This is a genomic window from Citrobacter sp. Cb031 (assembly GCF_030336725.1).
In the GTDB taxonomy this organism is placed as follows: Bacteria; Pseudomonadota; Gammaproteobacteria; order Enterobacterales; family Enterobacteriaceae; genus Citrobacter; species Citrobacter braakii.
Window position 1 is genome coordinate 22,243 of record NZ_JAOWDA010000008.1, and the last position, 13,481, is coordinate 35,723.

General features: G+C 54.9%; 14 protein-coding genes. 12 read left to right on the forward strand and 2 right to left on the reverse strand.

Going from position 1 to position 13,481, the window contains the following annotated elements; translation table 11 throughout:
• The first annotated feature begins 385 nt into the window (after positions 1-385).
• Positions 386-1,384: a 2-keto-3-deoxygluconate transporter gene (gene kdgT, locus OGV93_RS00760; protein WP_047357715.1), complete on the forward strand. Its 999-nt coding sequence runs from the start codon at positions 386-388 to the stop codon at positions 1,382-1,384.
• Between the two features lie 30 nt (positions 1,385-1,414).
• Here the strand turns inward: kdgT and OGV93_RS00765 are convergent, their stop codons facing one another.
• Both OGV93_RS00765 and crfC read right to left on the reverse strand, forming a co-directional pair.
• The gene (locus OGV93_RS00765) at positions 1,415-2,308 is read right to left on the reverse strand and encodes a diguanylate cyclase regulator RdcB family protein (RefSeq protein ID WP_287109302.1); all 894 of its coding nucleotides are present in this window, start codon (positions 2,306-2,308) and stop codon (positions 1,415-1,417) included.
• On the reverse strand, positions 2,305-4,662 hold the full coding sequence (crfC, locus tag OGV93_RS00770) for a clamp-binding protein CrfC (protein ID WP_094761908.1): 2,358 nt from the start codon (positions 4,660-4,662) through the stop codon (positions 2,305-2,307). The genes OGV93_RS00765 and crfC overlap by 4 nt, the downstream gene beginning before the upstream one ends.
• 539 nt (positions 4,663-5,201) lie before the next feature.
• Between crfC and OGV93_RS00775 the strand changes: the two genes are divergently transcribed.
• The 11 genes from OGV93_RS00775 (at position 5,202) to phnK (ending at position 13,466) form a co-directional block, all read left to right on the forward strand.
• Positions 5,202-5,537 carry a zinc ribbon domain-containing protein YjdM gene (locus tag OGV93_RS00775; RefSeq protein ID WP_003031835.1) on the forward strand — a complete coding sequence of 112 codons (336 nt, stop codon included), beginning with the start codon at positions 5,202-5,204 and terminating at the stop codon, positions 5,535-5,537.
• Between the two features lie 139 nt (positions 5,538-5,676).
• Complete coding sequence (gene yjdN / locus OGV93_RS00780) at positions 5,677-6,123, forward strand: VOC family metalloprotein YjdN (protein ID WP_016155401.1); 447 nt, start codon at positions 5,677-5,679, stop codon at positions 6,121-6,123.
• A gap of 132 nt (positions 6,124-6,255) precedes the next feature.
• Positions 6,256-7,044 carry a phosphonate ABC transporter ATP-binding protein gene (gene phnC, locus OGV93_RS00785; protein WP_016155400.1) on the forward strand — a complete coding sequence of 263 codons (789 nt, stop codon included), beginning with the start codon at positions 6,256-6,258 and terminating at the stop codon, positions 7,042-7,044.
• A gap of 80 nt (positions 7,045-7,124) precedes the next feature.
• A complete protein-coding gene (gene phnD / locus OGV93_RS00790; RefSeq protein WP_016155399.1) occupies positions 7,125-8,141 on the forward strand; it encodes a phosphonate ABC transporter substrate-binding protein in 1,017 nt (338 codons plus the stop codon).
• Between the two features lie 105 nt (positions 8,142-8,246).
• Positions 8,247-9,026 carry a phosphonate ABC transporter, permease protein PhnE gene (phnE, locus tag OGV93_RS00795; protein ID WP_016155398.1) on the forward strand — a complete coding sequence of 260 codons (780 nt, stop codon included), beginning with the start codon at positions 8,247-8,249 and terminating at the stop codon, positions 9,024-9,026.
• A 20-nt stretch (positions 9,027-9,046) separates the two neighbouring features.
• Complete coding sequence (gene phnF, locus OGV93_RS00800) at positions 9,047-9,772, forward strand: phosphonate metabolism transcriptional regulator PhnF (RefSeq protein ID WP_287109303.1); 726 nt, start codon at positions 9,047-9,049, stop codon at positions 9,770-9,772.
• On the forward strand, positions 9,773-10,225 hold the full coding sequence (gene phnG / locus OGV93_RS00805; RefSeq protein WP_095715476.1) for a phosphonate C-P lyase system protein PhnG: 453 nt from the start codon (positions 9,773-9,775) through the stop codon (positions 10,223-10,225).
• Positions 10,222-10,806, forward strand: a complete 585-nt coding sequence (gene phnH, locus OGV93_RS00810) for a phosphonate C-P lyase system protein PhnH (protein WP_003031824.1) — start codon at positions 10,222-10,224, stop codon at positions 10,804-10,806. The genes phnG and phnH overlap by 4 nt, the downstream gene beginning before the upstream one ends.
• On the forward strand, positions 10,806-11,873 hold the full coding sequence (locus OGV93_RS00815) for a carbon-phosphorus lyase complex subunit (RefSeq protein ID WP_046274565.1): 1,068 nt from the start codon (positions 10,806-10,808) through the stop codon (positions 11,871-11,873). Before phnH ends, OGV93_RS00815 begins: the two co-directional genes overlap by 1 nt.
• A gap of 46 nt (positions 11,874-11,919) precedes the next feature.
• A complete protein-coding gene (gene phnJ, locus OGV93_RS00820) occupies positions 11,920-12,711 on the forward strand; it encodes an alpha-D-ribose 1-methylphosphonate 5-phosphate C-P-lyase PhnJ (RefSeq protein ID WP_049259807.1) in 792 nt (263 codons plus the stop codon).
• Complete coding sequence (gene phnK, locus OGV93_RS00825) at positions 12,708-13,466, forward strand: phosphonate C-P lyase system protein PhnK (protein WP_003844769.1); 759 nt, start codon at positions 12,708-12,710, stop codon at positions 13,464-13,466. The genes phnJ and phnK overlap by 4 nt, the downstream gene beginning before the upstream one ends.
• Positions 13,467-13,481: the final 15 nt, after the last annotated feature.

The following is a 13,481-nucleotide window of genomic DNA, read 5'->3' on the forward strand; positions in this document are numbered from 1 at the left end:
ATTAAATACAAGAATAAATCACTTTGTTGCACCAACAATCACAACAGTCACTATTATTCTGCTAGGCAAAAACCCACCTAATCTCTTCACAAAAAGATCACAGCTTTTTTAATAATCAGAGCACTCAGGAACTTTTGCTCGGAATATGTGATGAAGATAACTAAAACATCGTTTTATTTTGATTGAATCAATGTTCCCATGAATGCAAACTAATTCCAGACGCAATATCCCTGGGAGCAGCAACACGCTCAACGTATGCCGCGTTAGATTTTATAAAACAAAGAGATAGCTGTTTTCTTTGTTAAGAAACACAAGTAACCATTTGAATTTATTAATTTTTATTTTCTTTCGCGTGTATTACCTGCGACAAGAGATGAGGACGCTTATGAAAATTAAAGCCACGATTGAACGCATCCCTGGCGGAATGATGTTGATTCCTCTGTTATTAGGCGCAGTGTTAAATACGTTAGCTCCGGATACCGGCGCGTATTTCGGTTCGTTTACCAAAGGAATGATCAGCGGAACGGTGCCGATTCTGGCAGTGTGGTTTTTTTGTATCGGTGCATCTATTGATTTACGAGCAACCGGCACGGTATTACGCAAATCCGGCACACTGGTATTAACTAAAATAGCCGTGGCATGGGTAGTGGCAATGATTGCTGCTTCATTTATTCCTGATACCGGTATTCAAACCGGGTTCTTTGCCGGTCTTTCGGTACTGGCGATTGTTTCTGCGATGGACATGACCAACGGCGGTTTGTACGCCAGCCTGATGAACCAGTACGGAACCAAAGAAGAGTCTGGCGCATTTGTGTTGATGTCTCTGGAATCCGGTCCGTTAATGACCATGGTGATCCTCGGCTCCGCGGGTCTGGCTTCCTTCGAACCACACCATTTTGTCGGCGCGGTATTACCGTTCCTGATTGGTTTTGCGTTGGGTAACCTGGATCACGATCTGCGTTCCTTCTTCAGCAAAGCCACGCCGGTGCTGATCCCGTTCTTCGGCTTCGCGCTGGGCAACACGATTAATCTGAGCGTCATCGTTGATACGGGTCTGCTGGGCATTCTGCTGGGCGTCGCGGTTATCGTCATCACCGGTATTCCGCTGATTATTGCTGACCGCGTTATTGGTGGCGGGAACGGTACGGCAGGCGTAGCAGCCTCTTCTGCGGCAGGCGCTGCAGTGGCAAACCCGGTGATTATCGCCCAGATTAACCCGGCATTTGAACCGGTTGCCGCATCCGCTACGGCGCTGGTTGCCGCCAGCGTGATAGTCACCGCGATTCTGGTGCCGATTATCACCGCGCTGTATGCCAAACGTTTTAATAAAAACCCGGTCGTCAATGAGACGGTGGCTACCCCGGCAGACTCACTGCACCACTAAACCTGCCTTTATCCCACTCACCGTTCCTGCTCAATTGATGAGCGGGGACGGTGCAAAAATCTCCTCAACCATCGCATCAACCAGCCGCTTCGCCGAACACAATCTCGGCATGCCCAACGCCACATTTTGCCAACGCTGCGTCACCGACCAGCTCACCGGATGACGCTGCGCATCGCACCAGTCTCCGAGCCAGCTCAACATATCGTTGTGCTCACCCGAGCCGCCAACCACCGGCGTGCTGAGCCAATGATGATAGTAATGACGCGTGGCCGGGGCCGCATTCACGCTGTCTGCCAGCGCCTGAGCAGCCATCGTTCGCAGGTTGTCTTTTAGCATTGACACCACATCGGCATTTGCTAACCGGCAGGCGTCACCAAAGGCTCCCCAGCGCAGCTCCTCTAACGCCACAAAACAGCGTCCAGGTAACGACCAGCCGTCATACGCGCCAGCCCGCCAGCGGGTAAAAATTTGCTCGCTATGTTCGCCCGCTTGCACCGTCAGGCCGCGTTGCGTCACCGCCTTCTCTTTATAAGCGCCGCGCTGGCTAAACCAGTCAGCGAGTGAATTTATCTGCTGCAGAAGACCAGGCGTGGAGAGTCCACGCGGGTGTTCGGTTTGTTGTAAAAACATCAACCCTTCGGCGATCCGTACCAGCGCCAGATGGCCCGGATCGATCATGCCCGCCAGTTTTTCCACCAGTTTTAGACGCATCACCAGATGCTCGCTGGACACGCCTGCCAACACCCATGCTCGCAGTTGCGTCTGGGATAGCACCTCCTGCGTCAGGCGCGCACGCAGCCGCTGCTGCTGTTGCAGAAAACCGCCGGAACGTTTGGTTTCATCTCCCTGAACCAGATCGACCATAAACTTCGGGTAGACACACTCCAGCGTCCGCCCGGGGCCTTCCAGTAACACGTTAGTCATGTGTGCTCGGTTGCAAAAAGGGTATTGATATCGTCGCGCAGCAAGCGGGAATCTTCATAAAGCCATGCCGCAGTCGTAATGCGATGCTGCAGTTGTTCGTTCAAGGCATTCACCGCAGATTCATTTTGCTGGCGCAGGGTCAAACTCTCACGTAGGCTCGCCTGTAATTGCGTCAAACACAGTGAAAAATCAGCAAAAAACGTGGCCATGCCTGCCGTAACGGAAATATCGACCTGCGCAGCTAAAGCTTTACGAATTTGTTGGCAAAACTGGGTGACATAGTGCACAAGGTTCTTATGCAGTGCACCCATATCAATGAGATAACGCGTTTTTGTTTCGACGTACTCATTCCATCCCCAGTTGGGCTGATTCAACCAGCGAGAGAAGGTATCACGCACCACACCGCCAGTTGACGGCGCATTTTCCGCCGGAATATCCTGCTCAATGGCCTCGTTAAACAACTGGCGGGTGTTGAAGTTAAACATCGCCGCATGAAACGCCGGAAAACGGATCCGCGCACGAAAACCAGCGTGGTTCAGCTCCTCTTTCACCCGCTGCTCAATGGGGCGCATGGCGTCATTTAGCGCCCGGGACAGCGTCGACTCAAGCTGTTCAAAGCGCAGAGCTAAATCCCGACTGATGCTTTCCTGCGCTGCCAGCAAGACAACTTCACAGGACGAGCGCATTTTATCCAGCACGATTTTCGCCTGCCCTTCATCGTGCAACACCAGCATTTCTCCGGCCATTTCTGCCGAGGAAACGCCAGCCCCCTGGCCATGTTGTGACATCATCAGGACATTTTCTTTGATAAAGAACGTGTTGATGCCGCACAGAATCTCAGTCTGTTGCTCATTGAGATAGGCCGCGGCAGCCTCCAGCGCCAGCTCGACCTCATGACTGACTTCATCACTCACCCGCCCCTGACTCACTTCTAACTGCTGCATATCCTCTTCAATATGCGTGATGTTCAGCCGCAGTTTTTCATAGGCAACCGTTAACCCATGGGCGCGAAACTCCAGATATTCGTGCGCGCTTTGCGCATAGTTCAATAACTTATGCGACGCTGAGCGTAGCGCATACAGCGAAGCATTGGCGTAAGCGGCATGAATCACTTTCTGGATCGGCTGCTCAAACAGTGAATCCTCCCACAACAGATCGGCTGCATGGCGGATGTGCTCCGTATCCTCAAGATCGTTGGTGCACCAGCGTCGGCCAAGCGCCGCTTCGGCAAAATCCTGTACCCAACGTTGCACCTGGTGATCCGGCAGCCGCCCGCGAGTCATCAGCTCATGACGCGCCCTGTTCGCCAGATACCCCCACATCGAAGAAACCGGATAGATTCGCTCCGGGGCAATCCCGCCTTGCATCAGCGTGCCGGAAATTAACGCCCGCACCTGCTCTTCATCGTCACTGTTGCGGTCTTTCTGATCGAATTTGTTCACCAGCGCATACAGCGGCACTGACTTGCCGACCGCCATGATCGCGTGGCGTACTTCTTCATCGGAAATCGATTTCAGTTGGGTGTAATCCATCACCACCAGTACCGCAGAAGCCCGCGCCAACTGTTCATTCAGCATCTTCTGTAAGTGCGGTTGCCCGGCCTCATTCGGCCCCGGCGTATCCAGCAGGGTTAATTGCCCCGGATAGCTCGCCTGACCGGCCAAATGGACAAATTCGACCTCGATTACCGGAATATGCTCAATCGCGGCATAGGCGGCAAAAGGGAAATCCACCTCCAGCGCTTTTGACAAACGCACCAGGTCATTCAGACTTTTAAGGCAATGGAAAATAGGCTGTGCGCCAAGATAATACCGCTCAAATGCCACGCCGTTTTCAATATGCTGCAGCAGGACATTCATATCCTTATCAATTTCCAGGGTCTGCGTAAGACGCTGGCGATCGCACTCGCGCACGCGCTGCTGTAAAACCTTCATTAAGGCATCGATAGGCGTGACATGTGAAAAATGCAACACCGGCTCTTTCTGCCCCGGCGTATGGCGAATTAACGTTGGTAGCGCCGTCATGGGACGATTACGATTAGGTAAAACTTCGGTCCCTACAATCGCGTTAATCGTCGTCGATTTTCCCGCTTTCATGGTACCGACAATCGCCAGCACCATTTCCAGACGCGTAATCTTACGCAGTTCATTATTGAGCGTTGCCTGCTGGACATCCATGCCACGCGCGCTGAAATGCAGAGGCTGAACCACCTGTCTGCTATGCTCTCCTTGTTTTAGCGCGACATCATCCAACGACGTCATAGGCAATTTTTGCAATTGCCTGAGATGTTCAAGCGAGAGCATCAGCAAGCGTTCCGCTTCCTGACTTAATTCATATATTGTCTGTGTGTGCATGGAAAATTCTTCCTTAACGCAAATGGCATTACTTTTATTTAGCCCAATCGTTTTATTTATAGATTTTTTGGCTTTTATAATTACGTGTAGAAATAATTAAAATCAAAACAACCAACTGATATTATTAAAATAAATTTGGCGTATAACCGCTGGCCGGATGCCTCTCACTTATGTAATAAGTAAGAAAGATAAACAGCGTAGTTCAGTTTTAAAAAATACCCGCGTAATCCCCCTACTAAAATTAAGGGGGTCAATGCTATTCAATCACAATGGCTTAGGCATCCGTAAGCAACGTTACCTATGAATATCAGATATTTCGCCTCACCTTATCTTAAATACCTAAGCGTAGCAATTTCCCTTAAAAAATATTCCGCCATACTTTCATTGAGGTAAAAGCAAAGGGTCTTTACAGCAGATCATTTTGCATAATCACGCAGTAGTCCCGACAAAAGCAGGGATTTTATGTATAATTGCGGCCTTTTTCGGCAATCTGCCATTTTTGGGCGCATTTGCCCCTGCTGACTTTTGAGGAAATCCACATGTCATTACCACACTGCCCACAATGCAACTCCGAATACACTTACGAAGATAACGGCATGTTCATCTGCCCGGAATGCGCTCACGAATGGAACGATGCTGAACCGGCTCAGGACAGCGACGAACTGATCGTTAAAGATGCCAACGGCAACCTGCTGGCTGACGGCGACAGCGTTACCGTAGTGAAAGACCTGAAGGTAAAAGGTAGCTCTTCCATGTTGAAGATCGGGACCAAAGTGAAGAACATCCGTCTGGTTGAAGGCGACCACAACATCGATTGCAAAATCGATGGCTTTGGCCCAATGAAGCTGAAATCTGAGTTTGTGAAAAAGAACTGATGCAAATTGCCTGATGGCGCTACGTCAATCAGGCCGATGCCAGCTCATCTGCCAGGCGGGAAGCTCATACTTCCCGCCTGGCTTATTTTTGCAGACGATAACTACACTTAACTGGTTTCTTTTACCTGAGGTAAAGATTATGCCGTTAAGTCCCTATATCTCCTTCGCAGGCAACTGCGCTGATGCTATCGCCTACTACCAAAAAACATTAGGCGCTGAGCTACTCTACAAAATCAACTTCGGTGAAATGCCCAAACCGGCGCAGAACAGCGAAGAGGGTTGCCCTTCAGGCATGAAATTCCCCGATACCGCCATTGCCCACGCCAACCTGCGCGTTGCGGGCAGCGACATCATGATGAGCGATAGCGCCCCCGACGGAAATGCCCACTACTCTGGCTTTACGCTGGTACTCGACACGCAAAACGTCGACGAAGGCAAACGCTGGTTTGATAACCTGGCAGCAAACGGAAAAATCGAAATGGACTGGCAGGAAACCTTCTGGGCTCATGGTTTCGGTAAAGTGAGCGATCGGTATGGCGTACCGTGGATGATCAACGTCGTCAAACAGCAGCAACCTACAGAGTAATCCAACGGGAGGCCAGCCCTCCCGTACTGTCATCAAAAATCGCTCAACTCTTCATCACCAAGTAACCATCCCTTAACGAAAACGTCACATTGATCCGCCACGATGGGGCCACTTTTTAAGGGAGGCCGCATCATGCAAACGATTATTCGCGTCGAAAAACTCTCCAAGTCCTTCAATCAACATCAGGCGCTCAATGCGGTTGATCTGAACATCTGTTCCGGTGAGATGGTGGCTCTGCTTGGGCCATCTGGCTCCGGCAAATCCACCCTTTTACGTCATTTAAGCGGTTTGATCGTCGGTGATAAATCCCCGGGTAGCCACGTCGAACTGCTGGGTCGCACCGTTCAACATGAAGGCCGCCTGGCGCGCGATATCCGCAAAAGCCGCGCCCACACCGGCTACATCTTCCAGCAGTTCAATCTGGTTAACCGCCTGACGGTACTGGAAAACGTCCTTATTGGCGCACTCGGCAGCACGCCGTTTTGGCGCACCTGTTTTAGCTGGTTTAGCCAGGAACAGAAACAGCGTGCATTACAGGCGCTGACCCGCGTTGGCATGGCGCACTTTGCATACCAGCGCGTTTCCACGCTTTCGGGCGGGCAACAGCAGCGCGTGGCGATTGCCCGCGCGCTGATGCAGCAAGCCAAAGTGATCCTTGCCGACGAGCCGATAGCCTCGCTGGACCCGGAATCCGCACGCATCGTGATGGACACCCTACGCGACATTAACCAGACCGACGGCATCACCGTGGTCGTCACGCTGCATCAGGTGGATTACGCCCTGCGCTACTGCGAACGCATTGTCGCGCTTCGTCAGGGCAACGTCTTCTTTGATGGCAGCAGCCAGCATTTTGATAACGATCGTTTTGACCATCTCTACCGCAGCATGAACCGCGTCGAACAGAACGCGCAGGCTGCATAGTTCTAAAAAACCAGGCGTTATTGGCGCAGCCAGGCTGGCAAGTGAAATAGCCTGGAACAAAGACTAATTAAGGAAACAACATGAGCTATAAGACCGTTGCCGCGCTGGCCTTTACCAGCATGTTCAGCATCAGCACCTTGTTCAGCCCGGCGCAGGCCGAAGAGCAAGAAAAAGCGCTGAACTTTGGCATTATTTCGACCGAATCACAGCAAAACCTGAAGCCACAGTGGGAACCATTCCTGAAGGACATGGAAAAATCGTTGGGCGTGAAAGTGAACGCCTTCTTCGCTCCGGACTACGCCGGGATCATTCAGGGAATGCGTTTTAACAAAGTTGATATCGCCTGGTACGGCAACCTCTCGGCAATGGAAGCAGTGGATCGCGCTAACGGACAAGTGTTTGCCCAAACCGTCGCTGCCGACGGCTCCCCGGGATACTGGAGCGTGTTGATCGTTAACAAAGACAGTCCGATCAACAACCTGAACGATCTGATCGCCAAACGTAAGGATCTGACATTCGGCAACGGCGATCCCAACTCAACGTCAGGCTTCCTCGTCCCCGGTTACTACGTCTTCGCCAAAAACAACATCTCCGCCAGCGACTTCAAACGCACCGTTAACGCCGGACACGAAACCAACGCGCTGGCCGTCGCCAACAAACAGGTCGATGTCGCCACCAACAACACCGAAAACCTCGACAAGCTGAAAACCTCCGCGCCGGAAAAATTGAAAGAGCTGAAGGTTATCTGGAAGTCACCGCTGATCCCGGGCGATCCGATCGTCTGGCGCAAAAACCTCTCCGAAACCACCAAGGACAAGGTGTACGACTTCTTTATGAATTACGGCAAAACGCCGGAACAAAAAACCGTCCTGGAACGCCTGGGATGGGCACCGTTCCGTGCCTCCAGCGACCTGCAACTGGTACCGATTCGCCAACTGGCACTGTTTAAAGAGATGCAGGGCGTGAAGGGCAACAAAGGGTTGAACGAGGAAGAGAAAACCAGCAAAACCTCGGCGCTGAAAGCGCAGCTCGACGACCTTGACCGTTTGACCGCCGCCCTGGGCGCCATGACCAGCGTGACTAAAGCGGTGCAGTAAACCTGATGCCCGGTGGCGTTTCGCTTACCGGGCAGACGATGTTCTGTAGGCCGGATAAGGCGCAAGCGCTGCCATCCGGCGATAAACCTACGCACGGAGCTAAACATGCAAACCATCACCGTCGCCCCGCCCAAACGTAGCTGGTTCTCACTGCTGAGCTGGGCCATTCTTCTCGCCGTGCTGGTGGTCTCGTGGAAAGGTGCCGAAATGGCTCCGCTCACGCTGATCCAGGATTCCGGCAATATGGCGACCTTCGCCGCCGACTTCTTTCCACCAGACTTCAGTCAGTGGCAGGACTATCTCGGTGAAATGGCCGTCACCCTGCAAATTGCCGTCTGGGGTACCGCCCTCGCCGTTGTGCTGTCGATTCCCTTTGGCCTGATGTGCGCCGATAACCTCGTACCGTGGTGGATTTACCAGCCGATGCGTCGCCTGATGGACGCCTGCCGCGCCATCAATGAAATGGTCTTCGCCATGCTGTTCGTGGTCGCCGTGGGTTTAGGTCCGTTCGCCGGGGTAATGGCGCTGTTTATCCACACCACCGGGGTGCTCTCCAAGCTGCTTTCGGAAGCGGTAGAAGCCATTGAGCCGGGTCCGGTAGAAGGCATTCGCGCCACCGGGGCCAACAAAATTGAAGAGATTCTGTACGGCGTTCTGCCACAGGTCATGCCGCTGCTTATCTCCTACTCGCTATATCGCTTTGAATCCAACGTTCGCTCGGCCACGGTAGTCGGAATGGTGGGGGCGGGCGGTATTGGCGTGACTTTATGGGAGGCGATTCGCGGCTTTCAGTTCCAGCAAACCTGCGCCCTGATGGTGTTAATCATCGTCACCGTCAGCCTGCTGGATTTCCTTTCCCAGCGTTTGCGTAAGCACTTTATCTGATTAGCGAGGCATTGATTGCTATGCACTTGTCTACACATCCGACCAGTTATCCAACGCGTTATCAGGAAATTGCCGCGAGACTTGAGCAGGAGCTTCGTCATCATTATCGCTGCGGTGACTATCTGCCCGCCGAGCATCAGCTTGCCGCGCGCTACGAGGTAAACCGCCACACCCTGCGCCGCGCTATTGACCAGTTGGTTGAGCGTGGTTGGGTCCAGCGTCGCCAGGGCGTTGGTGTACTGGTGCTGATGCGCCCATTCGATTACCCGCTTAATGCCCAGGCGCGCTTTAGCCAGAACCTGCTGGACCAGGGCAGCCACCCCACCAGCGAAAAACTGCTGGCGGTGCTGCGCCCGGCCTCCAGTCACATTGCCGATGCGCTCAGCATTAACGAGGGCGATAACATGATTCATCTGCGCACCCTGCGCCGGGTAAACGGTATCGCACTGTGCCAGATCGACCACTATTTTTCCGACCTCACGCTATGGCCGCTGCTGCAGGGCTTTAACAACGGCTCACTGCACGACTACCTGCGCGAACAGTCCGGTCTGACGCTCCTGCGCACACAAACGCGCATCAGCGCCCGCCGCGCACAGGCTAAAGAGAGCAAAGTGCTGGAAATCCCCAATATGGCGCCGCTGCTGTGCGTGCGCACCCTGAACCACCGTGAAGGCGAAGAACACGCGGCGGAATACTCCGTCAGCCTGACCCGCGCCGACATGATCGAATTCACTATGGAGCACTGAATGCATTTCGATACCGCGACCCGCCAGCGCTGGATGCGCGCGCTGGCTTACAGCAATGCCGATGCCCTGAACGCCCGCATCCACGCGCTCAAACTGACGCCAGACTATGAACTTATCCGCGCACCGGAAAGCGGACTGATGCAGCTCCAGGCTCGCATGGGCGGCACCGGCAACCGCTTCTTTGCCGGTGATACCACGCTTACCCGCGCAGTGGTACGCCTGAAGAGCGGCACGCTGGGCTACAGCTACCTGCTGGGCCGCAACAAACAACACGCCGAGCAGTGTGCGGTCATTGACGCACTGCTGCAGGAACAAACGCATTTCCAGAGCCTAATGGAAACCTTAATTGCCCCGCTGGAAGCGGAACGCGATGCGCTGATTAGCGCACGCCGTGCCGAAATCAACGCCAGCCGGGTCGACTTCTTCACGCTGGTACGCGGAGATAACGCATGACCTTACAAACCGCTTTTAATTTACCCGTTCAGGATGCTCAGCAGAGCTTTCGTCGCCTGCTGAAGGCCATGAGTGAGCCGGGCGTGATCGTCGCCCTGCATCAACTGAAACACGGCTGGCAGCCACTGGGCCTGGCAACCACCAGCGTGCTACTGACCCTGGTCGATGGCGACACGCCGGTATGGCTGGCGCCGTCGATGGATAACGATATCGCCCGGCAGAATCTGCGTTTTCACACCAACGCGCCGCTGGTAGATCAGCCGCAGTTGGCGGCCTTTGCCGTCGCCGACGAACGCATCAGCAGCGAACAGCTTAACGCCCTCTCCGCCGGTTCCGCCGTCGCGCCAGAAACCAGCGCCACGCTGATTGTGCAGGTCTCTGGCTTAAGCGGTGGACGCATGCTGCGTCTGACCGGCGCCGGTATCGCTGAAGAGCGCATGATCGCGCCACAGCTACCGGAATGCCTGATTCACGAACTCACCGAACGCCCGCATCCGTTCCCGCTGGGGGTCGACCTGATCCTCACCTGCGGCGAACGCCTGCTGGCTATTCCGCGAACTACCCATGTGGAGGTGTGCTGATGTACGTCGCCGTCAAAGGGGGCGAAAAGGCGATAGCCAACGCCCACGCCCTGCAGGAAAACCGACGCCGGGGCAATGAGACCATTGCTGAACTGAGCGTGGCGCAAATCGAACAACAGATGAACCTGGCCGTCGACCGGGTGATGACCGAAGGCGGCATCGCCGACCGCGAACTGGCCGCGCTGGCGCTGAAGCAGGCCAGCGGCGATAACGTCGAAGCCATCTTTTTGCTCCGCGCCTACCGCACTACGCTGGCAAAGGTGGCGGTCAGCGAACCGGTTAACAGTGCAGAAATGCGCCTTGAGCGCCGAATCTCTGCGGTCTACAAGGATATTCCCGGCGGGCAGTTGTTAGGTCCCACTTATGACTACACCCATCGCCTGCTGGATTTTACCCTGCTGGCCAATGGCGAAACGCCCCCCCTGCGCAGCGCAGACGACGCGCAGGACGCCTCTCCGCACGTCTTTTCCCTGCTGGCCAACCAGGGACTGGCAAAGCGTGAAGAGGATAATGGTGCCACGCCCGACGACATCACCCGCACGCCACCGGTTTACCCCTGTTCACGCGCTTCACGCCTGCAACAACTGATGCGCGGCGATGAGGGATATCTGCTGGCGCTGGCCTACTCCACCCAACGCGGCTACGGGCGCAATCACCCGTTTGCCGCCGAAATTCGCAGCGGCTATGTGGCACTGGAAACCGTACCGGAAGAGCTGGGATTTGCGGTGAACGTCGGTGAACTGCTGATGACCGAGTGTGAAATGGTCAACGGTTTTGTCGCGCCAGAAAACGAATCCCCTCATTTTACCCGCGGCTACGGGCTGGTGTTCGGCATGAGCGAACGTAAAGCGATGGCGATGGCGCTGGTGGACCGCGCCCTACAGGCAGCCGAATACGATGAAGCGGTCACGGGACCGGCGCAGGACGAAGAGTTCGTGCTGGCGCATGCGGATAACGTCGAGGCGGCGGGTTTTGTTTCGCACCTCAAACTTCCCCATTACGTCGATTTCCAGGCCGAGCTGGAACTGCTCAAACGCCTGCAACAGGAGGCCACCCGTGACCACTAACCTCTCCGGCTACAACTTTGCGTATCTTGATGAGCAGACCAAACGCATGATTCGCCGCGCGATTCTGAAAGCGGTGGCGATCCCCGGTTACCAGGTGCCGTTTGGCGGACGTGAAATGCCGATGCCCTACGGCTGGGGAACCGGCGGTATTCAGCTCACCGCCAGCGTGATTGGCGAACCGGACGTGCTGAAGGTAATTGACCAGGGCGCAGATGACACCACTAACGCCGTGTCGATTCGCAACTTCTTTAAACGCGTGACCGGGGTGAACACCACCGAGCGCACGGAAGACGCGACGCTGATCCAGACCCGCCACCGCATCCCGGAAACGCCGCTGGTGGAAGACCAGATCATTATCTTCCAGGTCCCGATCCCCGAGCCGTTACGCTTTATCGAGCCGCGCGAAACGGAAACCCGCACCATGCACGCGCTGGAAGAGTACGGCATCATGCAGGTGAAACTGTATGAAGATATCGCCCGCTTCGGCCATATCGCCACCACTTACGCCTATCCGGTGAAGGTTAACGACCGCTACGTCATGGACCCGTCGCCAATTCCAAAATTCGACAATCCGAAGATGGACATGATGCCGGCCCTGCAACTGTTTGGCGCAGGCCGCGAAAAACGCATCTATGCCGTTCCACCTTACACCCGCGTGGAAAGCCTCGATTTCGACGATCACCCGTTTACCGTGCAGAGCTGGGATGAGCCTTGCGCCATCTGTGGCTCAACCCACAGCTATCTCGATGAAGTGGTGCTCGATGACACCGGCAAACGCATGTTTGTCTGCTCCGACACCGACTACTGCCGCCAACAGAGTGAGGCCCTCAGCAAATGACGCAACCGCTGCTTTCAGTCAACAACCTGACCCATCTCTACGCGCCGGGCAAGGGCTTCAGCGATGTCTCTTTTGACCTGTGGCCTGGCGAAGTGCTGGGTATCGTCGGCGAGTCCGGTTCAGGCAAAACCACGCTGCTGAAATCGATCTCTTCACGGCTGACGCCGCAGAGCGGTGAGATTTTGTATCAGAACCGTTCGCTGTACGGCATGAACGAGGCCGACCGTCGCCGTCTGCTGCGCACCGAATGGGGCGTGGTGCATCAGCATCCGCTGGATGGCCTGCGCCGTCAGGTCTCCGCTGGCGGCAATATCGGCGAACGCCTGATGGCCACCGGGGCGCGCCACTACGGCGACATTCGTGCCACCGCGCAGCGTTGGCTGGAGGAAGTGGAGATCCCGGCCTCGCGTATCGACGACCTGCCAACCACCTTTTCCGGCGGCATGCAGCAGCGCCTGCAGATCGCCCGCAACCTCGTCACCCATCCCAAACTGGTGTTTATGGACGAGCCCACCGGCGGTCTGGACGTTTCCGTACAGGCCAAACTGCTGGACCTGCTGCGCGGCCTGGTGGTGGAACTGGATCTGGCAGTGGTTATTGTCACCCACGATCTGGGCGTAGCGCGCCTGCTGGCCGACCGTTTGCTGGTGATGAAGCAGGGTCAGGTGGTGGAAAGTGGGTTAACCGACCGCGTACTCGACGACCCGCATCATCCGTATACCCAGTTGCTGGTGTCGTCTGTTTTGCAAAACTGATTTTGTCTTGCCGGG